General features: G+C 49.1%; 16 protein-coding genes. 9 read left to right on the top strand and 7 right to left on the bottom strand.

Annotation, left to right across the window (positions count from 1 at the left end):
* Positions 1-37: 37 nt before the first annotated feature.
* Entirely contained in the window at positions 38-949 is a 912-nt protein-coding gene (locus tag EYC82_RS15725) for an SMP-30/gluconolactonase/LRE family protein (RefSeq protein ID WP_279250495.1), read from the top strand.
* A 580-nt stretch (positions 950-1,529) separates the two neighbouring features.
* On the opposite strand, the gene EYC82_RS15720 is transcribed toward EYC82_RS15725, so the two are convergent.
* The 3 genes from EYC82_RS15720 to EYC82_RS15710 all read right to left on the bottom strand — a co-directional run bounded on the left by EYC82_RS15720 (position 1,530) and on the right by EYC82_RS15710 (position 4,678).
* Positions 1,530-3,224 (bottom strand): mechanosensitive ion channel family protein, encoded by a 1,695-nt coding sequence (locus EYC82_RS15720; RefSeq protein ID WP_279250494.1) that lies wholly within the window; start codon positions 3,222-3,224, stop codon positions 1,530-1,532.
* Positions 3,225-3,241: 17 nt separating this feature from the next.
* Positions 3,242-3,484 (bottom strand): hypothetical protein, encoded by a 243-nt coding sequence (locus EYC82_RS15715; RefSeq protein WP_279250493.1) that lies wholly within the window; start codon positions 3,482-3,484, stop codon positions 3,242-3,244.
* A gap of 96 nt (positions 3,485-3,580) precedes the next feature.
* Positions 3,581-4,678: a hypothetical protein gene (locus EYC82_RS15710; protein ID WP_279250492.1), complete on the bottom strand. Its 1,098-nt coding sequence runs from the start codon at positions 4,676-4,678 to the stop codon at positions 3,581-3,583.
* Positions 4,679-5,077: 399 nt separating this feature from the next.
* Here EYC82_RS15710 and EYC82_RS15705 point away from each other — a divergent pair, with 399 nt between their 5' ends.
* The 3 genes from EYC82_RS15705 to EYC82_RS15695 all read left to right on the top strand — a co-directional run bounded on the left by EYC82_RS15705 (position 5,078) and on the right by EYC82_RS15695 (position 9,101).
* Positions 5,078-7,141, top strand: coding sequence for a Vgb family protein (locus EYC82_RS15705; protein WP_279250491.1), 2,064 nt, complete (start codon positions 5,078-5,080; stop codon positions 7,139-7,141).
* Positions 7,142-7,657: 516 nt separating this feature from the next.
* The gene (gene ubiG / locus EYC82_RS15700) at positions 7,658-8,548 is read left to right on the top strand and encodes a bifunctional 2-polyprenyl-6-hydroxyphenol methylase/3-demethylubiquinol 3-O-methyltransferase UbiG (protein WP_279250490.1); all 891 of its coding nucleotides are present in this window, start codon (positions 7,658-7,660) and stop codon (positions 8,546-8,548) included.
* Positions 8,541-9,101: a demethoxyubiquinone hydroxylase family protein gene (locus tag EYC82_RS15695; RefSeq protein WP_279250489.1), complete on the top strand. Its 561-nt coding sequence runs from the start codon at positions 8,541-8,543 to the stop codon at positions 9,099-9,101. Before ubiG ends, EYC82_RS15695 begins: the two co-directional genes overlap by 8 nt.
* Before the next feature lie 81 nt (positions 9,102-9,182).
* On the opposite strand, the gene EYC82_RS15690 is transcribed toward EYC82_RS15695, so the two are convergent.
* From EYC82_RS15690 to EYC82_RS15675, 3 genes are all read right to left on the bottom strand, one after another.
* Positions 9,183-9,965 carry a RhlG family 3-oxoacyl-ACP reductase gene (locus EYC82_RS15690; RefSeq protein WP_279250488.1) on the bottom strand — a complete coding sequence of 261 codons (783 nt, stop codon included), beginning with the start codon at positions 9,963-9,965 and terminating at the stop codon, positions 9,183-9,185.
* Between the two features lie 353 nt (positions 9,966-10,318).
* A complete protein-coding gene (locus EYC82_RS15680; RefSeq protein ID WP_279250487.1) occupies positions 10,319-10,966 on the bottom strand; it encodes an inorganic diphosphatase in 648 nt (215 codons plus the stop codon).
* 456 nt (positions 10,967-11,422) lie between these two features.
* Positions 11,423-12,490 carry an acyltransferase family protein gene (locus tag EYC82_RS15675; protein ID WP_279250486.1) on the bottom strand — a complete coding sequence of 356 codons (1,068 nt, stop codon included), beginning with the start codon at positions 12,488-12,490 and terminating at the stop codon, positions 11,423-11,425.
* Between the two features lie 605 nt (positions 12,491-13,095).
* On the opposite strand from EYC82_RS15675, the gene EYC82_RS15670 reads away from it, so the two are divergent.
* The 5 genes from EYC82_RS15670 (at position 13,096) to EYC82_RS15650 (ending at position 19,282) form a co-directional block, all read left to right on the top strand.
* Positions 13,096-14,178 carry an NAD(P)H-dependent amine dehydrogenase family protein gene (locus tag EYC82_RS15670; protein WP_279250485.1) on the top strand — a complete coding sequence of 361 codons (1,083 nt, stop codon included), beginning with the start codon at positions 13,096-13,098 and terminating at the stop codon, positions 14,176-14,178.
* Positions 14,179-14,620: 442 nt separating this feature from the next.
* A complete protein-coding gene (locus EYC82_RS15665) occupies positions 14,621-15,139 on the top strand; it encodes a hypothetical protein (protein WP_279250484.1) in 519 nt (172 codons plus the stop codon).
* Positions 15,136-17,865 (top strand): CotH kinase family protein, encoded by a 2,730-nt coding sequence (locus EYC82_RS15660; protein WP_279250483.1) that lies wholly within the window; start codon positions 15,136-15,138, stop codon positions 17,863-17,865. The genes EYC82_RS15665 and EYC82_RS15660 overlap by 4 nt, the downstream gene beginning before the upstream one ends.
* Complete coding sequence (locus EYC82_RS15655; protein ID WP_279250482.1) at positions 17,862-18,581, top strand: polyphosphate polymerase domain-containing protein; 720 nt, start codon at positions 17,862-17,864, stop codon at positions 18,579-18,581. Before EYC82_RS15660 ends, EYC82_RS15655 begins: the two co-directional genes overlap by 4 nt.
* A 2-nt stretch (positions 18,582-18,583) precedes the next feature.
* Positions 18,584-19,282, top strand: coding sequence for a DUF4956 domain-containing protein (locus tag EYC82_RS15650; RefSeq protein ID WP_279250481.1), 699 nt, complete (start codon positions 18,584-18,586; stop codon positions 19,280-19,282).
* 118 nt (positions 19,283-19,400) lie between these two features.
* On the opposite strand, the gene EYC82_RS15645 is transcribed toward EYC82_RS15650, so the two are convergent.
* Positions 19,401-20,765 (bottom strand): sulfatase-like hydrolase/transferase, encoded by a 1,365-nt coding sequence (locus EYC82_RS15645; RefSeq protein WP_279250480.1) that lies wholly within the window; start codon positions 20,763-20,765, stop codon positions 19,401-19,403.
* Positions 20,766-20,786: the final 21 nt, after the last annotated feature.

The raw sequence follows: 20,786 nt of genomic DNA, 5'->3' as shown, positions 1-20,786 counted from the left end.
GCTCAGCAAAAAGATTTCAGTTAATTTAGGTGATTATATGGCGTTTGACATTAACCGTGTCCTCGATACTAGATGCTTGCATGGGGAGGGTCCTTTCTGGCATCACCCGCAGCGACGACTGTACTGGGTCGACATACTCACCCCAACTTTATACTGCTATAGCGCGGACAGTAAAAAACTGAAACAGTATCCATTTTCTGAACCCATTGGCTTCGCTATTCCTGTTCACGACACTTCTAGCGATGATTGCCCCAATTTAGTTGTTGGTTTGCAGTCAGGGCTTGCACTTTATGACACCGCTACACGGGCGCTTGCTGTGCTCACTAACCCGGAACGCGATTTATCGAACAATCGATTTAACGATGGCAAGTGTGACGCTCATGGTCGTTTATGGGCTGGAACAATGGATTGTGACTCTGCGAAAGGCAAAGGATCACTATATCTAATGAATAACGATCGCATCGTTTCGTGTAAAGATGAAAACTACAGCATCACAAATGGTCCAGCTTGGTCGACTGACGATAAAACCCTTTACCATAATGATACTGCAGAAGGTGTCATATACGCCTTCGATTATGATCTGGCTAACGCAACGATAACGAATAAAAGAATTTTCTATAAATTCAGTGTCGGCACGGGAGCGCCGGATGGAATGACGGTCGATTGCGACAACAATTTGTGGGTTGCATGCGCTCAAGGCGGCAGCATAATTTGCCTGTCACCACGCGCTGAGCGCTTACATACCATTAATCTGCCTGTCAGCTTCATCACCAGCTGCGCTTTTGGTGGTGAAAATCTGGATCAACTTTTTGTAACGACCAGCAGGCTTCTCGATGAGGAACGATTAACACAGGAGCCGGATGCAGGAGCGATATTCAGCATCGATTTGGGTATGCATGGTATTCGCGGCCTGCCGGGCAACGCCTGTCATGTTACGCCACCACGTTGAGTCTGTCAGTGTTATTGACGAATTAGCGTCGCCAGATTAAACCTGACGAATTCATTAATGAAAATTCGCATACATTGAGCTGTTGCCGGTGGACCAGTGGGCTTCGCTCGATGGCTTTGAAAGCGCCTGATACTGACTCAGGTTGTCATCAGCCAAGCTATTCCGAGCTGCACCATTGACCGAGCCAAAAATTAGCGCTCGCACAGTCACCCGCTTTTTGGCATTGGTATTTTTCCGGCTTTAAAAGAAAGGCTGTGGGGATTGCAACCGTGCGACGCGGGGTCCGTATTATTGAATTCGATTATCTGGAGGTCAAGGAGTGACTCAGGACAGGCTCCTTATAGCAATTGCTCGTGCCTCCTCTCATTGAATAGTGTTGTTCACTTGTTGACTATACGCTTCAATACATCGCGATTACACGTTCAATGTGATGCCAGTTTGCATCGCAGTATCGGCAACAACAGTTATGTCCAAGGCGATACTGAGCTGCGCGTGCGCCGGGAAATCGTAGCAAAGCTTTTCCGGCGGTCCACCGCTTACCAACACGATACAGAGTCAAGGGACCAGTTTGACCATGAGATTAAGACTGAGATTCGCTGGTAGCACTAGCCTCGTTATACAGGTGAACATCTCTTTGTGGGAACGGAATCGAGATGCCCTCGCGATCAAAGCGCACCTTGACTTCTCGGGTTAAATCCCAGTAAACCGACCAATAATCCTCTGTTTTAACCCAGGGGCGAACGATGAAATTGACTGATGAATCGCCCAGGGTATGAAGCCTGATGTTAGGCTCCGGCGTGGAGAGAACCATCTCGTGCTCGGTGACAATGTCGCTCAAAACCCGCTCGGCGTTAAGGATATCGTCGCTATAACTAATACCAAACTCCAAGTCTACTCGTCGCAGCTTTTGTGCGGTGACATTTTTTATTACGTCACCCCAAATTTTACTGTTGGGCACCACTAATGTCTGATTATCGAAGGTGGTGATCGTTGTGGAAACCAGTGTCATTTTTTTGACTAATCCGGACGCCCCGGTCACTTCGACAAAATCATCAACGTCATAGGGCCGGTAAACCAAAATCATCGCCCCTGCCGCAAAGTTACCCAAGGTATCCTGCAAGGCGAAACCCACTATGAATCCAGCTACGCCCAGACCAGCCAACATGGGTGCCAACGAAATACCGATCTGGGACAATGCCATAAGAACACCGACTATCATTACCGTGCCACCTGAGGCGGAAATCAGAATATCCTTGAGCAAATTCGAAAGATCTGCCGAAGAACGCTCAAGTGCGGCGCTCACAGCTTTACGGATAAGTCGACTCAGCGCTCTGAAAACAAGCAGCACGATGAGAAAAACCAGCAACTTCAAAGCGATGTCCGGCGAGTTTTGCACAACTGCTTCTCGGGTTTTACGCCAGCCGTCCCGTAATATCTGCACCACAACCTCACTATCAAATATCCCTACGGAAACGCCGCTGCTGTTCTTGAGCAAAACAGATCGATAGTTTCGTGTGTCTGCTCCCAGCCTTTCCATAGACACCACCAGCTCACGCAATCGCTCAGCCTGCAGGTCATGCTGAAGCTGCATTTCTGTCAATCCGGACTGCAGGTCAGCGTTCGAAGGGTCCAGCTTAAGCCGCTTGGCTATTTCTTTTATTGCAGCACCAGTGAACTCAACCCGGCCTATCAAAGCCTCTCCGTAAGAGGCCATTTCGTTGAAGAGTCCTGAGCGCACAGTCGCCGCAGGAATTCCCAGCGCCTCACGACTCAACACAAGATTTACCGCTGCGCTAAAATACTTCAGTCGCATACTCTGGAGCATATTAACGAAGGACTCAGCGGAAATGCGCTTGCTGCCACTATAGGAATCCAACACCGCCGACTCGTTTTTGATGCGGTCATCGAGTTCATTCAGTCGTACAAAAAGTTTGTCGCCTGCGCTTAGAAATTCTGTTCGCAATCGCTCGCTGATTTTCTGCCTGAGCGCATCATCTTCCGGCATTTGTATAACCGACTGAGCAAGCTGATCAATTAAAGACAGTAATTCGAAACTACGCTCGCTTCTACGGTAAAGCAGCGCATCTTGGTCCACTGCAGGTGCAGTTTCGATCTGTCTGTTAATTAGATCAAGCTCTACGATGCGGGTTTCTACGGTCTCCATCAGAGCGGCAATCGCTTCGGGTGATTTCAGCTCCTGTGCATTGGCTAATAAAGATGGAAACGACAACAACGCCGCGATACCGAGCAAGACAAAAACCTTTTTGATGATCACTGCAATCCTCCAATTTATCAAAGAGCCTTGTGACTCCGCGTTTCGCCATAAACGAAGCCGCCATGGCGACGACTCTTATAACAGCGACCTGCACCGCCGATCAGCAGCATATTGTCTGTTTTTGCTTTTAAATCCTCAACCACTTTGTGCGGAATAGCGACATCAGCACGGTCAAGTTCGTCGCCATGAATGAGGCCATCGATCAGTTCGTCGCTGTTTTGATCGACACAAAAATCCAGGGGCTCACCGGAAACGTGCATTTTTGAGCGCGACGTTGCTGGCGTGGGCCAGGAGAACTTCTTAGATTTCTCCTACTTGCTGTAAAACGATACTGACAAGTTACTTTTCAATATTTCCTAATTACTTACCGGCACCGTGAGAAGAGGAGTTGCTCCACTGGATGTGCTGTCAGCGATACTAACTGACATCAATGTTGTCACTAACCGGAAAAATAGCTTGGTGGCTTGATTGGTATCGTCAATGTAATACCAGGCATCTCGATACTCAACTGCTGTAGCTACATTCTCAGGAACAACACTGGCTCGCCGCACACGAAGTTTTTCGCCGACCAATCCTGCTGGCGGATAGCTCAAAGCTGCACCACTTACTTGATCCTGTTTCGGAACATCTATAGCTGCCGACAAAATTTCGAGCAGGTTGTAAATAGATCGGGTGGAAATACTTACACCTCCTTCAAGAGAGTTGTCTGGACCGAGTGCAATAGGTACTTCGATGCGCGATGGAAAATTTTGGGGTGCTGTTAGATTAAGCAATTTTAATATGTCACTAACGTCGTTCGTATAATCCGGCCAATAGTGATCAATCACAATTGAATAGTCGCTACCGCTCTGCGAATTTTTTGTCCAGTGCAATCGCTGAGCTTTATGAAGATTAGCAAAATTCTCAACTAACTTACTGAAGCGCGGATCGGCTGAATTGGAATTATGAAGAAAACCTGGGTTTTGAATATCATTAATTCTCGAGATGAAGGTGATATAAATGCTCGCAGGGTCAGTCAGATTTGACGCAAACAACATTAGCTCCCGTAACGGCAACGGCGACATCAATCGATTCGCATATTTTTCACCACCCACCGGCGCGTAGGAAATCGTTGGATTTTCCTCATAAATCGCCCCCGCGCCAAAGGGCACCAGGTTGCCCGCATAATCGCTCGAACCACCGAACCCGAGCTGGGTACTGACCTGGGTAGTGACACTGACGTTTGCCGTGACACTGTTTAGCGCTAACAGGTTACCGCGTTCTCCATAGCGGTCTCGTAAAACCAAAAGCAACATCTGTTGGTTATTTGTCTCGACAATCGACTCGTTGTAAGCGAGCCTGCCACTCTGCACAGTAGCGGGCCCAACGATTGTGCAGCTTGCCAATACTCCGCTGAGCATGGCAAAAAGAAATGGACCAAATTTTTTGAGTAGCGATGGGTGTGCGATTTTCACTGATATCTCCAAGTACTCTAAGAAAGCCGAAAGAAATCCGGGGAAATAGAACCGCCCAGCGACTTTTTGGCCTGATGTTCCATCGTTTATCTGGTATCAGGAATGAGGAAGCGTTTCTTGACCCGATTCACCAACCCTATAAACACAGCAGTCAATTGTCGCACTCGCACAAGCCAGCCATGTGACACCATAGCAGCGAATCAGCTACCTTGCGCGCTGTGTAGCAGAAAATACCCTATCCACGTCAAGGTGACGGGAAATAAAGGTCTGCGGTCTGCCGCAGAGCCTTCCGGCTATACTTTGCAAACCAATGAGCTTATATTGGCGTGCTCACGTGGTCGAACTTTTTCGACATTGTCAACGTGGACGCTTCGTCTCTTCTCAACGGATATCTAATTTATGAAGCCTCTTCATTCTCGTACCCAATACCCTCCGAGTCCTGTCTATCTCTGCTCGGTGCTAAAGCGCGCGTCTATCAGCGGTGGAATTGCTGCAGTGTTACTGGGGATATTAACTACGAGTTTGCCTGCTGTAGCTCTCGATATGAAGGGGGCATTGACGCTTGGTGGCGAGGCAGTGCCAGGCGCCAAAGTGACGCTTTGGAAAACAGCGGGAACAGAGTCTCCAAGAGTGATCAGAGAGACCTCCAGTGATGCAGAGGGATTTTTTGAGTTGAAGAATCTTGACCCCGACAGGGCCGGCAATATTTATTACATTTCAACCGCTGGCGGCGTCCGTGAGGGTACCGCTCTTATGTCAGTGATTGGCGAAACACCACTGAATTCAGTCGTTATCAACGAGCTGACCACCGTGGCCTCGGTGTTCACCAGTGCCCGGTTTATAAATGGCGCGAGAATCAGCGGCAATCCACTGGGTGTTCGAATTGCGGCCGGTAACGCCTCGAACCTTGTAGACCCCATTACAGGCACGTGGGGCAATGTATTGCTGAATTCTCTAAATAGTACTCAAAATACCACGCTGGCTCGGCTAAACACTTTGGGGTCGATGATTGTTGCTTTCGGCACTATCGCGGAAGACCCCTGGCGCGCGGCATTCCTTAATGCAACTGCGACGGGAACGAATCCGGCTCCGATAGATACGCTGGAAGCGCTGTCAGGAATAGCAAAAGCGCCATGGGCTAACCCTGAAGAATTGTTTAAACTTTTTGAAGAAGCCTATCCACAGCCCAAGGACGGTTCCAGACGAGAAGCTCCTTATGCACCGTATCTTGCTTATGCACCGAAAGATTTTGCAATGATCCTGTCTTTCGCGGGCGGCGGAATTTTTGCGCCAGGAAAGCTACAGATCGATGACGAAGGAAATATTTGGAGCGGCGTGAACTGGATGCCCGGATCGCAATCAGGCGTTTATCACAATATTGGAGGTGGCACGATAAAATTGTCCCCTAAAGGCACCGCTCTTTCGCCACCAATCACTGGCTTTACAGGAATGGGAGTGGATGGCATCGGATGGGGTACGGGCATGGCTAACGACCGAGTCTGGGTTTCGAGCTTCAACGGTTCGATTGGCGTGATGGATCTGGAAGGGCGCCAGATCGGTCAAGAATCAGACTTTCCCATGGCGGGAAAAGTCGGAAACCTGATGGGCGTTGGTGTTGCAGGCAATGGCGACGTCTGGATTGCTGACGCTACCAAGAATCAGCTGCTCTATTTTCCCGGTGGCGAGCCCAAAGACGGCAGCGTAGTGGATGTAAAAGGATTGAAATCTCCCTTCGGCATTGCCATTGATAGACAAAATCGCGTCTGGGTTAGTAGCTCACAATCGAACACAGTAACCCGGTTTCCTGCCAGCGACCCCTCTAAAAGTGAGGCGTTTGAGGTGGGCACGAGTGCCCGTGGAGTGGCTCTCGATTCGAAAGGAAACCTGTGGGTGGCCAGTAATATGTCTCCTGGATTCCCGGCGCCAACATTGCCGGCTGGGACGCCGATTATGAAGCAATTTCAACTGATGACTGAGCAGATGCTGCCAATAATGGCGAAGGGAACCATTTCCGCGGAGAAACCGACCGGCGTTCTTAACATGATTCGCGCTGACGGATCGCAGCCAGCACCAAAAGGGTTTACGGGTGATAAGGGTGTGTTTATCCCCTGGGGCGTATCAATCGACGGAAACGACGACGTCTGGTTCGGCAACTTTTGGGGCCGTGGTGTCGGCTTGATGGCCGGCGACGATACACAAGGCCACCCGGAGGGTACCAAAACTGGAGACGTCATCCATGTATTCCAGAGTGGCAGTATTCAAATGATCACGGATGTTGTAGTCGATCAAGCCGGCAACGCTTGGGCTGCAAATAACTGGAACGATGTCGACGCGGTGGTCAACGACGTGAATCCAGCGCGAGAGAGCACCACTTGGGGCGGCGGTACAGGTATCACTGTCATTTACGGTGTGGCAAGCCCTGTGCATGCGCCTGCCATTGGAGAGGCGCACAAACCGAAATAGGGGTATCGGGATTAAAAACTGCTGTCGAGAGTAAGTAGAACCGCGGAAGATACTGAAAGGCCAACTTATTCTCGACAAAAAACAAGGTAGCTTTGGGATGCTATACGCTGAATAAATTGGCTCAAAAGCGCGCCCTAAGGCAACAGTTTATGCAAATTAACCAGAGCAGATGAATGCCACCGGCACTCCTCAATCACACTATCCTGCTGCCCACTTTTCCAACGTGCTGATCCACAGTCCGCCATAGGGAATGCCGGCAGCCATCGATTTAAATGGCCCGCAACACGGGAGGTTCGACCAATGTAAAAGGCGGCACCAAGTTCATGATGCTTTCGCTTCAGCCCTCTCCTGCGTATCAAGCGCCAAACGTTATGCACCCAAGACGGGTCGCTTTTTTTGATGCAGCAGCACTCTCTCCTTCCAAAATAGTTTCTATGTCGCGATGGCTGCAATTGAATCTGCAGTAAAGCCGGGCGGTGTGAAAAATGATATCGAGTAAAAATCGATGGCGTTTAAGTGTATTCACGCGCTGATACTGTCAAATCGCAACGGTTAACTTGTCAGTGCCTCGCCAAAGGCACCGTACAGAATGGCAAGCCCGATGAAAAAAACTCATCGTCCAGTCATCTTCTCACGCTCAACGAGCGTAACTACAGCAATACTAATCTGAGTTGCAGTTTGATGACGACTATTGATACGGCTGAGATCGCACGCTTCGACGCGCTTGCGGAGCAGTGGTGGGACCCAACAGGACCGATGTGGCCACTACACCGCCTGAATGCCACACGTGTGCCATTTATTCAACATCAGCTGTCAGCGCTCAGTCCAGACAGCGCCCTACCAGTGGGTAATTTAAGTGGACTGCGTATATTGGACGTGGGCTGCGGTGCAGGACTTCTGTCAGAGTCGATGGCGCTCGCCGGGGCATCTGTATCAGCGGTTGATGCATCGTCACGCAACATCGCAATTGCTCGGGAGCATGCACAGATGCAGGGTCTGAGTATTGATTATCAGGTAGGCGATATCACCACGTTAAATCTTCCCGAATTTGATGTCGTACTGAATATGGAAGTCATCGAGCACGTTAACAAGCTCCCTGATTTTTTTCGACGCTGCTGTGAACTGTGTCGCCCCGGCGGAATTCAGTTCGTCGCTACTATCAACCGAAACCTGCTGTCTTATCTGGTTGCGATCGTTGCCGCAGAATATATTTTAGGATGGCTGCCCCGTGGTACGCATCAGTGGCGCAAATTTGTCCGGCCCGCCGAGCTGACCGCACTACTGGGCGACAACGGGTTTTCCATTAGTGAATCCACAGGGGTTATGGTAAATCCGCTGCAGCGCTCAGTCGCACTGTCATCACTCGAGACAGTCAACTACATGATGTCGGCAAGACGCGATGAATAGCGCAGCGCCAGTGATGCCGCTGCCACCCGTTGCACAATTGCCTGAATGGTTGCAGGCCGAGCTGCGGTCAAACCACGCTGGCGAGCTTGGCGCTGTTTTTATTTATCGGGGTATACTCACGGTGAGTAGAGACCATCAGTTGCGCAACTTCGCCGCGGAGCATTTACATCAGGAAGAAGAGCACATGGCGACGTTTGACGCATGGCTTAAGCCAAGCCAGCGCAGCTTGTTGCTGCCTGTCTGGCGCATCGCGGGATTTATGCTGGGGGCACTGCCTGCGCTAATTGGGCCCGCAGCTGTTTTTACCACGATCGACGCAGTCGAACGTTTTGTCATATTGCACTACCGCAGCCAAATCTCGCAGCTTGACGCCTCTGGCCAATGGGGCGGCGTAACTGCCCTGCTACGGTCATTTTGTTCAGACGAAGAACGGCACCAAGCCGACGCGCTTCGGCGTTATCCCATGCGGCGCCGCACTACAATAGCTTTAATTTGGTCTTCCGCCGTTTCCGTGAGCTCGCGTATCTCGGTCGCGTTAGCCAGGCGCTTTTAATGCATTTTTCGAGCAGGCACTAACCCTACCATCAGCTCCTACCACGGGAATCACGCCCTAGTATGCGCTCACACAGGCGAGTTAGTTTATAACCGAAGTCCCGCCATCCACCGGAATGACCTGGCCCGTTATAAAGGCGCCTGCCTGCGAAGCTAGCATAATAGCGACACCCGCGATGTCAGACGCTTCTCCCCAGCGACGCATGGGTATCGTTTTAAGTTCATCTTCGAACGCTTTTTGATCACTGCTTAAAAACTCCGTCATTTTTGAATAAAAACGACCGGGTGCGATGGCGTTTACACGAATATGATCTTTGGCAAGTTCAGTGGAGAGTATGCGGGTAAGTTGATGGATAGCAGTCTTAGAAGCTGCGTAACTGAAGTTGTCGAGGCCATTCCCGATAATGCCGGCAATGGAACCAATATTAATAATGCTGGCGGTGTTTTCAGCGCTGGCATTACTCCTGAGCAATGGGGTCAGCGCTTGCACCAAGAAAAACGGGCTTTTGACATTGATGTCCATCACCTTGTCCCAGCCCTTCTCTGGGAACTCCCCAAAAGGCGCACCCCAACCGGCGCCTGCATTGTTTACCAGTACATCAATATGCTGCTCGCGCGATATTAATTCGGAGACAAACGTTTGCAGGCCATCAGTTGTTGCCATGTCGCCCGGGACGGCAATGCACTCACCGTACTGACTGAGTTCTTCTGCGGCGCTGACGCAGGCCTCGGCTTTTCGAGCTGTGATGTAAACACGCTTCGCTCCTGCCTCAAGAAAGCCTTGCGTCATATATGCCCCAAGTCCGCGACTGCCGCCGGTAACAACACAAATTTTGTCCTGCATGGAGAATAACGATTCAATCATGTCTGGTTCCTGCTCTGCTTGCGGGTGATCGCCCTGTGACAGACATTACGTCGGGCTGTCGCAAGTATATCGTACTTACACTCCCGCCAAGAAAAGATGCAGTCGGTTCGTGCCCTTTAGCCCGAAATCATAATCTACGGTTTTGCGTTGCATGTAGGTCTCCACGTCATACTTTACTGCAGAATTTACGAGAGAAAAAAGACGTTTTCATGGCGTCCTCCCGGACGGACTGACTCCGGTAGCGTTCAACCCGGAGAATTTCATCACACGACTTACCGCGCTAGTTCCCAAACATCGCGTTAATCTCACACGCTACAGCGGGCACAACTAGTTGACTTTTCAGTCACTAATGTTCAGCTTGCTTTTTTTGAATTTGCAATATAATCACTTATTCCCCTAGACAGGGCCTCGCGCGCGCTCTTTCTGCCGGAGTAGCCTTTTATGACTATTTTTTTCTGGCCTTTATAATTAGCAAACCAGAGCTTAATGATTCTGCTGGCGTCTGGAAATTTTTTATCCAGCTGTTTGATCGTGTAGATCTCCTCGAATGCACTGTCTTTTAAAACGGCGATCAATTTATCGTCTTGCATACCTTTATCGGTCATGTTTAACATGCCGATAATTCGCGCCGTGACGATGCTGCCTCTCGGGACGGCCTGCCCAACAATCAAGACATCCAGCGGATCGCCATCTCCGCCTGCTTTTTTTCCCTGTAGTGTGCCCGGTATCATTCCATAGTTTCCGGGATAACCAAGATAATTTATAACTCGTGGATAACCATCTCTTAGTTCCCATTTCAGATTTCCTTCAATTTTATCCACCTCCCATTTCTGTACAGAACCTGTCGGAATCTCAACGACTACGCGAATATAGTCTCCCGTCACAACCGGCTCGATATCATGAACAAGGTGAACCGGTGCGTCGATTGTATAGGCGTCAGTGAGTGTAAGATCACTGGCAACCGAAAACACCGATGTTGACGTTTGTTCCGCCGACTTCATGGCATGAACATGGAGACTGAGTGAGAGTACAACCGATAATAGTAACCGCATAGATACAGCCCTGCTTCTTCAGCTATTGGAGGTTCCGCCGTTTTCATCCGCATGCAATGTCTACAATGGGGAGAAATACGCCAGGCTCGTGGCCTAAATATTGTTTTATCTGAACATCATTGATTTGCCGCCCTGCCCTGCTCATTGTACGCACTTAATCTCACGTTCCGATAGCATCAGGCAGTCACCAAGTGTTGGCCAAAATTGAACACGTTACAGACGGCGAGATGCGCATCCACAAGTCGATAAGCCTCCGACATCGATGTTTACTTACGTCTCCAGCTCTCTTTTACCCTCGTGGGCTCGCTAAATTGCTCGGCCTGATTACTCTAGGAAGACGCCGCCAACTATGACGGTCGAAGCATAGGACTGAGAATAAAAAATGAGGGAAGTCTCAGAGTTTTTCTAAGTCTTCTCGTCTTTTATGTACTTTGTGCGAAAGCGCAAAAACGGCAGCTCGACATAGTGGTAGCTGGCCCACGCGACTGGCATCATTAACAACATAAAAAAAGGTGAAACGATCAAGGCAACGTATATGTTAGACAAGTCGAACATTTTTGCATCGACAAATTTCGGGAGGTCAAAGACGTAAAAAATATGTAGTAAGTATATGGAATATGAGTAGGTGCCGATAAGCGCGATAAAGCGTGATAGTCTTCCCGAAGAGTGGCGAAAAGAATTGTCGTACCAAGCTATCAGCAGGGCATAGGAGAACCCTTCGACGGTGCCCACTACGGCCCAGACAGCAGACCTCGAACGGAATGGGTAATGGCTATAAAACCCACCCAGCGTGTCCACGTAGGTGTAAAAAATTGCGAAGAGCAGTAGCGTAAATAGGGCCAAATAATGTCGCCCCCTTATATAGTCTCTGTATTGATATGCAAGTATGCCGAATACAAACTGATCAATGCGGCCGATGATTGTGTAATAGCTATAAAACTGAACGGTGCCGTTTACGTGATAAAGATAAAGACGAAAACCGATCATGCCGGCGATAAATACAAGCGGCAGGTATCGTGATTTTCGTGATATGAATAACAGTAGAGGAAGAATCAGATAGAAGTGTAACTCCACGGTAATAGACCAGCCGCCATTTGGTAAAACCGGTTTGATTAGCCCCTCCCGGATAAACTTGAAGTAGGCTACGGTATCTCCGCCTTGAAGATAAAATTTCAGCGCCACCAATAAAATAACCAGGATCAGTAAAGGCGCCAGTCGAAGAATCCTGTTCCATATAAATGATGGATAGTTGATATTTTTACCATTCAGTAACTTTGCAAACAGGTATCCACTGAGAGTCATAAAGAGTGCGACACCCGTATGCCCCTCCGTCAAGATAGAAAGCGGGAACAGCGGGGGGTCTGCGAGGTGGCCACTGTGTATGTGAATAAAGTGCCACGCGAATACCATAAATACCGCTAGTGCGCGTACATGGTCTAATCCGACAAAATACTGTCCGGTTGATGATTTCAAAAATTCGCCCTGATACCGCGGAGTTCAAATGCTTTTAGATTTTCAGAATAACACACCGTCTCGAAACTCTGTAAGACCTGCGATTTAAGAAGAGGAAGGCGAATACACCTGCCGGTGCCCCCACTTTGACGGTCCGTTTCAGGTGGGCCAAGCTGACGTTTTCTGCGACATTGAGCCGATGACTTACTCAGCATCCTACAGTGCTAATGGGACTCTCTGCGGAACCCCCCGGCATTATGAGCGCACTCTATTTTATTAGTCTGCGCCACCGTCGCACCCGGCCAGATACCGGCAAAGATTGATCAGATTTAGAACAGCAGCATAATTAGCCACAGATCTGTGACGAGCGAATTATTACCGCCATCGTAACACCAGTCGATTATGCAGAATCGCAGCTCGGTCCCAGTTCAGAGGTTCGGTCAAGAAAAGGGCTTAGGATTTCTGACGCTTTCAAATCGGTCTTACTATTTCTTATATTTGTGGAGCTTCCGCAACCGTTTTCCTTGTTTTTCATTAAGGTTCTTGGGACAGTACGGGCTCACAATCGACTAAACGCTGATGCTCGGTATGAGCGCACGCTATTTATTACCATCGGAGCTAATATTATGAGTTTTCGCGTTGTGCAGTGGGGTACCGGTAATGTGGGTTATCACAGCCTAAGGCACCTGATCGAGCATCCCGACTACGACCTTGTTGGTCTTCACGCTCACAGCCCAAACAAAGTCGGTAAAGATGCGGGTGAAATCGCTGGCCTTTCAATAACAACGGGCATTACCGCAACCAACGACGCGAAAGCATTGCTAGATCTCAGGCCTGACTGTGTTCTTTATAACGCGAACGGAGAAAATCGTCCGGACGAGGCGATTTCGGATATGTCCGCCATCCTCAGTGCCGGGATAAATCTTTTATCTACCTCAATGATTTTTTTGGTGTACCCCTCGTTTGCAGAGGCTGGCCTGCGTGAGCCACTGGCAAAGGCTGCGCTGGATGGGCAGTCGACTATGTTCATTAGTGGTGTTGACCCGGGCTTTAGCGGCGACGTATTGCCTCTGGCCGGATTACAGATGGCGGACAACGTCGACCAATTGCTGGTGCAAGAACTTGTCGATTACTCGACCTATGAGGATCCTGAATTCACTGGCGTCGCGTTCGGCTTTGGACAACCTGAGTCTGCCACACCAATAATGGCACTAGAGGGTGTGCTGCGCTCGGGGTGGGGCGGCATGGTGCAAATGATGGCAGATCGCGTTGGTATCCCGTTAGACGAGATCAGGGAGAGCTACGAGCGTTACTTCACAACCGAGGCCTTTGATACCCCAATGATGCATGTGCCGGCGGATACTTGCGCGGCAGTTCGATTCCGCTTAGAGGGCATGGCGTATGATCGCCCCGTGATAGTTACCGAGCATGTTAACCGGCTCCGCGAAGACATTGCGCCCCATTGGCCGATGCCGCCAGCGGGCAAGCAAGGTGTTCACAGATGCGTACTGAAAGGTAGCCCGAGTGTCACAATAGAGTGTTTCCTCGAAGGCAGTGATGGGGACTACAACACCGGCGGAGTACAATGCACCGCATTGCGAATGATCAACGCAATTGAAGCAGTCTGCCAGCACGCGCCAGGATTGATCAGCACGCTCGATCTTCCCTACACGCCCACAACTAATTTTAGACGTGGTGAGCGATCATGATCTAGTAGAGCGGATCGGTCACCAGACTGCTATGTGCTCCCGCTCAAACACCGATGCTGACCAGTTAACGACTTCAGACTAATAAGATCTAGCTCACCCTGTCTTCGTTAGCTGTTCGACTGCCTCTTCCTGGCACACAAACCATCAGATGCCGGTGATACTCCGCCTTGAGCCGATACCTGTCAAAATTAAACAGGCTGAGAACAGCTGCGTCAGTAGTTACGGTCCCGTAAGCAGCGCGTTGCGCCTGTATTGCTGATTGAGATACCCTACTTCTTTTGCTTTTAGGTGATTCAGGGATGCCGTGCGCTCAAGGCCTACATATCGATATACAGGCGGCGTTAAACTACGGTCTTACACGGAGGCTTTGCCAGCTCTGGTATCGTGAATGCCAACAAAACGAACAGTTGTTTTCCTCTATTTGGCAAAGTATACACCGTAGATGAACGTAATTAACCTACTCAGAGCTGCCTGCCTCTTCATGACTGCTATAGCAGTGCTGGTGTTTGGCATCTGGCATCTGAAGCCTGAACTGGTTAATACATTGGATGCGGAGCTTAACACCCGGTTTGACGCAAAGATCAACCAGCAAGCCAGAAAAATCAAACGACTTTACAGATCAGGCAACTATGCAGCGGCAATGGAACTGGCCGTGCAGGAACTGCAGCGAATCGAAGACATAAGAAAGCTGCATGTCGTTTACAACGTCAAACGAAGTGTACTTCTCAAGCTATTCCAATCCAGCGCAAAACTGGGACCAGCCGAAATGGAAGTGAGTCTACCGGTTATTGCCGCATGGACCGCCTCAGATGAGCGCGATCTGGATGCGCTTAAGGCCTACATATACCTGCTGCAAAACCTTCCCGGCCGAGACCAAGAACTGCAAGAGGCACTGATCCGGCTGCAGCGCCTGTTCCCCGGTGTCCCTGCATCCCCGGCGCCTGGAATTGACGCAGCATGAGACTTATTCGTCTTCTCTGGCGCTACAGCCTGTTTGTCACAGTACCCGTTTCCATTCTTTTTGCCACCTGGGGTTTACGTACTCTTCAGCTTTACTATGCGGAGTACGAGTTTGGCCTTTTCGGTCGATCCACAATACTCTACGATTCAGGAAGAGTTACCGCTGTGTATTTGCAGGACTCTATGCAGGAGGCAATACTTGGTTCCAATGTTGATGCAGATTTCAATCTGTTCCTCGATGATGGCGTACTGCGTCAACTGAATAGCGACCTGCCATATAGCGGACTCGGCGGTGAAAATTTCCAACCCGCCTATATGGCTTATCCGAATGGCGAAATTGAAAGGATACAAGTTCGGTATCGTGGGGACATGACAAATCACTGGCTGTTCAAAGCTAAATCACTGCGTATCAAGACGCGCAAAAAAATGCTGCTGGGCGATATGCGACGATTCAATCTCGTTGTAAATGAAGGAGATGATATCGTGGGTCCCCATCTATCATATCAACTTGCAAACATGATGGGCCTACTCGCTCCCGCAAGTGAGATGGTGACGGTCAACATTAACGGAAAATTTGATGGACTGAGAATGTTTGTTGAACAAGTCGATGAATCATTTCTAAGGCGAAGAAATATCATGCCTGGAGATATTTACTCAGGAGATAATATTGGCAGGAGTAGATATTGGGGCTTACCCCGTTCCTTGTTCGAAAGCAGTTTAAACTGGGATAAAGCTTCCGCCAACAATCATTACCCACTAGACAGTAAGGCTCCACTCGAGGCGATGCTGGAGTCGGCCAAGAGGAAAGAGTTCACCAGTCTCGACATGGAAGCCTTTGGTACTTTTGCTGCATATATTGACTTAATTAATAACTGGCACCACGATGGATTTCATAACTGGAAACTGCATTACGATCATTATACTGAGCGTTTTTCGCCTATCGTCTGGGACAGTGACGGTTGGCTCGACTACTGGGCGGACAGCCCGGGCCGGGGCGGAATTATTTCAGCGCCTCTGCTGAGAGATCTTTATCTTGACCACGACTTTCTGTTCGAACGCCAGAAAGCACTTCTTAAATTTTATCGGAATTTCGAGGCAGAGTTTTTGCAGGTTGTCGAAAATGATGTACTGGCGCTTCAGGAAAAGGCAGCGGACATCACGCATTATGTTGCTTTGCTGAAAGACATTTACGGCTCTACTGACGTACAACGGGCAGTGAGTGAATTTCCGGACAAGGTGGGCAGAGTTCTTCATGAAGTCAAGGAGGCAACCGTCGATTTATCGGGAGTTTATGCATTTGAGCCAACAGCAGCTGGGGTGCGCGTAGAAATTTCAAGGGTTCCGGTCAGCAGGCTGCGAATCGAGTTCGAGACCGGTACACCTCTGCCAGAGAAGATGATTGTGCAATATACGCTGGATGGCGAATTAATAGAGCGGGATGTGTCTCTGCTGTTGGAACGAGACGGCAACAGTATTGTCGTGAATCAACGTTTGATGCCTGCTTCCGTTTTAGAGGAACGTCATAGATTTCGTGCAGCGACCTACGATCTATTAATTGAGGGTGCTAGCAAGGATGCCATCGCGCAAGTGTGGATGAGTCCTATGTCTATGGATGACAACGAGATCGCGGCAAATCAGCGGAAAAATATTGAAATTATTGAATTTATTGGTGAATCAAATATCGTTCACGAGCCGATAAATCCTGAACCAGTAATATTCAGTGGCAGCGTCGCTATCGATGATTTCAGGACAATATACAGAGATGTTGTCATCCAGCCAGGCACACAACTACTTTTCGGTGAGGGAGCCGGCCTAAGAATTTATGGAAAATTGCATGCAGTCGGCACTCAGACACTGCCTATTACATTTACGGCTAAAAATCGCGATGCCCCGTGGGGCGCCCTTGTTCTCAAAGACGATAGAGCCGACGACTCACGAATCGTACACTGTACGTTCGAAAATGGCAGCGGGCTAAAGGGAAGCACGTTTGAATATACAGCGCTGCTGTCCATACACAATGTCACAGGAGTATTAATAGAGAAGTCTCTTTTCAAAGATAGTCGGATCACGGATGACATGCTCCACACGGTTTACAGTGACGTGACCATATTAGATAGTGAATTCCACCGGTCGCGTTCGGATGCAGCAGATCTCGATATTTCTACCGCGCAGATTATTAACTCTAAATTTTTGTACAGTGGGAATGATGGGCTGGACTTGATGAGCACCCAAGCAGTTGTTCGCAGAAGCACATTTTCAGACTCAGGAGACAAGGCGGTGTCCGTAGGCGAGAATTCTGAATTAATAGCCGTTAATAGCATCTTTTCAAACAGCGAGGTGGGGGTACAAAGCAAAGATCGTTCCCACGCTATGATTTTCAATTCCGTGATCAGTGAGAACAAGATTGGAGTTGATGCATACCAAAAGAATCTTCAATATGGCGGGGGCGGGACGTTAACGGTTACAAATAGCATTCTCGAGAACAATCATGAGACTGCAACCGCTGATGGAACATCAAAGGTAGCAGTGATTGATTCATATGTGGATGCGATAACAAAAGGCGAATCGAATGTATCCTATGCGCTCATTGATTCAAGCAACAAGTTGCGCCCTGCAGGAGACGCTCTGAGCGTGCTAGCCGGAGACGTTAAGGCTGCGGCGGCTTTCAGGATGTTCGCAGACCGCAAAGTGCGAGGGCTGACACCATCAAAGGGGAATGGGCCTTGAATCCGGCAAATCTCACTGTTCAGCGTTCGGAGCTAAAATATTATGTAAGCAATAGTCAGTGCTTTTTACTTGCTGCGCGCCTGCAGCATGTCCTGACACCTGATGAGCATAGCAAACCTGGTATTGGTTATTTTATTCGCAGCCTGTACTTTGACTCGGCTGACGACAAGTGTCTGCATGAAAAACAATCTGGCCTTTTATTTCGAAAAAAATATCGATTACGCATTTACGACACAGCCGCTCAAACAGTGAAATTTGAAATAAAAAACAAATTTAATAATCAAATATTTAAGGAATCTGCAATCCTGTCAAGAGAAAGTGCAAAACGGATTATTGATGGTGAGTATGAGGAGTTGCTAAAGTACCAAAATCCGGTTCTTAATAAGGCGTTTATCGAGTTCAGCAGCCACCTCTACAGGCCTAAGGTGATCGTTGACTACGATCGTGATGCTTTTGTTGGAGGTTTTTTTAATCTCCGAGTTACGATGGACAAAAACCTCAAGTCCAACAACAGCGACTTCGATATTTTTTCTTCGACCCTGCAAACTATACCGGTTATTCTAGAGGGTAAGCAGATTCTCGAAATAAAATATAACGAAGTATTTCCGGACTATGTGAGAGGGATCGTTCAACCGGGCGCATTTGAACGTTGCGCCATCAGTAAATATACTCTTGGTAGAAGATTCATGAAACATAATAAATGGGAAGATAATTAAAAGTGAATGATCAAAGCTTGAATTTCTCAGACATTTTTCAGAAGAGCTTTCTTGCTGCGGATAGCGGCATGGAGCGCTATACGAGCATTGAAATTATTGTGAATATGGGTATGTCTTTTCTGCTAGGCATGTTCATTTTCTATATCTACCGAAACACTTACCAGGGCGTCCTGTATCAGCGTAGTTTTAATGTTTCGCTGATCGCAATCGCGATGGTCGTCACTATGGTAATAATGATTATCAGTGGCAATCTTATTCTTTCCCTGGGCATGGTTGGTGCATTATCCATTGTCAGATTCAGGACCCCAATAAAGGATCCAGTAGACCTCGTGTTCATCTTCTGGGCAATTGCTATCGGGATAGGCAACGGCGTCGGCTATTTCAGCCTGACTATACTCGGTTCTATTATAATGACCGCTGCGATATATGCTCTCACCCGGAGAGATGACCAGGATCAGCCCTACTTACTCGTGATCCAGATGAGCGATGCCGCTATTGAACTGGCGGCGCTCGAATTTATCCGCAAGGGCGTGGAGCGATATGCATTAAAGTCCAAGTCAGTTAACCCGGACTACATCGAGATCATTGCCGAAGTGAAGTTGCGGAATGCGGACTCGGCCTTTATCGAACACCTACAGAAAGAATATGGAGTGACCAAAGCTACACTCGTCTCTTACTCCGGAGAGATGGCACAAACCTGAAAACCCGCTATTGACTCAGTATTGGCTTTACTGCGCATAGCGCGATACTGATTTAATCAGCGAATTGGCACATCAGTTAGTCTGCGGACGGAGTTCGATGTCGTTACCGCTCACCCTTCTACCACACTGCACCCAGCTCATTTCGCAGATCGAGGTGTTGCTGGGCGCTTTCGGGAGCGTCGATCTGGTTTATGAGCTCAGTCGGGTCGAGCGCCAGATTATACAGTTGATCATCGCCAACCTCGACATCGATCAATTTCCAATCGCCGACGTGAATCCATCGCTCTAAGAAGGTTCCTGCTGGCCACTGAAACACCAGCGATGATCGGCTTCCGTATGCAGGCAACTCAGATAGAGGCTGAGCAAGGAGCGCTTGTCCGGGCAAATCATCGTGGTAAACACCTGCGAAGGAAAGGACCGTTGTGGTCACATCCCACGCATTCGCGAGCTCTGTATGCTCAACGGCTGCGGTTGAGCGGTCGCGCACCAACAGCCAGGTGCGAATGGCATGCTCGAACGAGGCGTTCTTGCTGCCGGGTTCTGGCTCCTCGCTAACAGCTGACTGCACGTAGCCATTATCGGAAAGATAAATCACGACGGTATCTTCGCTGACCTCTTGGAGCAATTCTCCAACCACCGAATCGAACCACGAAATCATAGCGAAGTACTCAATAGTTGCGGCATCTAAACCTAACCCCTCGTAGAGCGTCCGGTATTCATCGGGCGCATTATGGGGAGTGTGCGGCATGTAGGGGCTGAACCAGACAAACCACGGTGATGTGGTTTCTGCCATAAAGTCGTAGATGGGTTGCAGTGTGGTGCGTCCGACGAGCACATTTCCTATATTGAAAAAACTACCAATAGCGCCGTAAGGGAGGAAATCCGTGAAACCCCTTGAGTCAGGAGAGCCCTCGAAGAACTTGCCGGCCTGGTAGCTAGAGTAGCCAGCCGTTTGCAAACGCTCTGCGAGAGTTGGAAAATCACCCAACGCCCCCCCCGCGTGGTATGTCACGCCATGCCTATGCTCTGGCAAACCTGTAAGCAGGGTCGCAAGTGAGGGACGGCAAAAACTGGAAACGTACGTTGCAGGAAACCGAACCGATTGTGCCGCAAGAGCATCAATCGAAGGTGTCTGTATGGTTGAATGACCGGCAAAGCCATAATGATCATAAGACAGATCGTCCGCGATGATCAGCAGGATATTGGGCTTGCTGCTATCGACAATATCACAATCACCGGACTCACATTGTTCCGCGCACTCCTGCGCATCTGACACCGTTAGAACGCCATCGCCATCAACATCCCCAAAAGTATAAGGATCTACTGGCGTACCGTATGCTCCGATAATGGCATTAATGTCATTAGCATCAACAACGCCATCTGTGTCGTAGTCACAGAAGTCAGGAACGAAGCCACACTGCGCACTCACGTGGCTGCTCAGGGGGGCGGTTACTAATACTATTAGCGCCAGTGTGCGACGCATCTTTCTTTCCATCGGTGCGGT

Origin of the sequence: Candidatus Marimicrobium litorale, assembly GCF_026262645.1 — a bacterium.
GTDB classification, from domain to species: domain Bacteria; phylum Pseudomonadota; class Gammaproteobacteria; order Pseudomonadales; family Halieaceae; genus Marimicrobium; species Marimicrobium litorale.
This window is presented reverse-complemented; position numbering and strand designations above follow the sequence as displayed.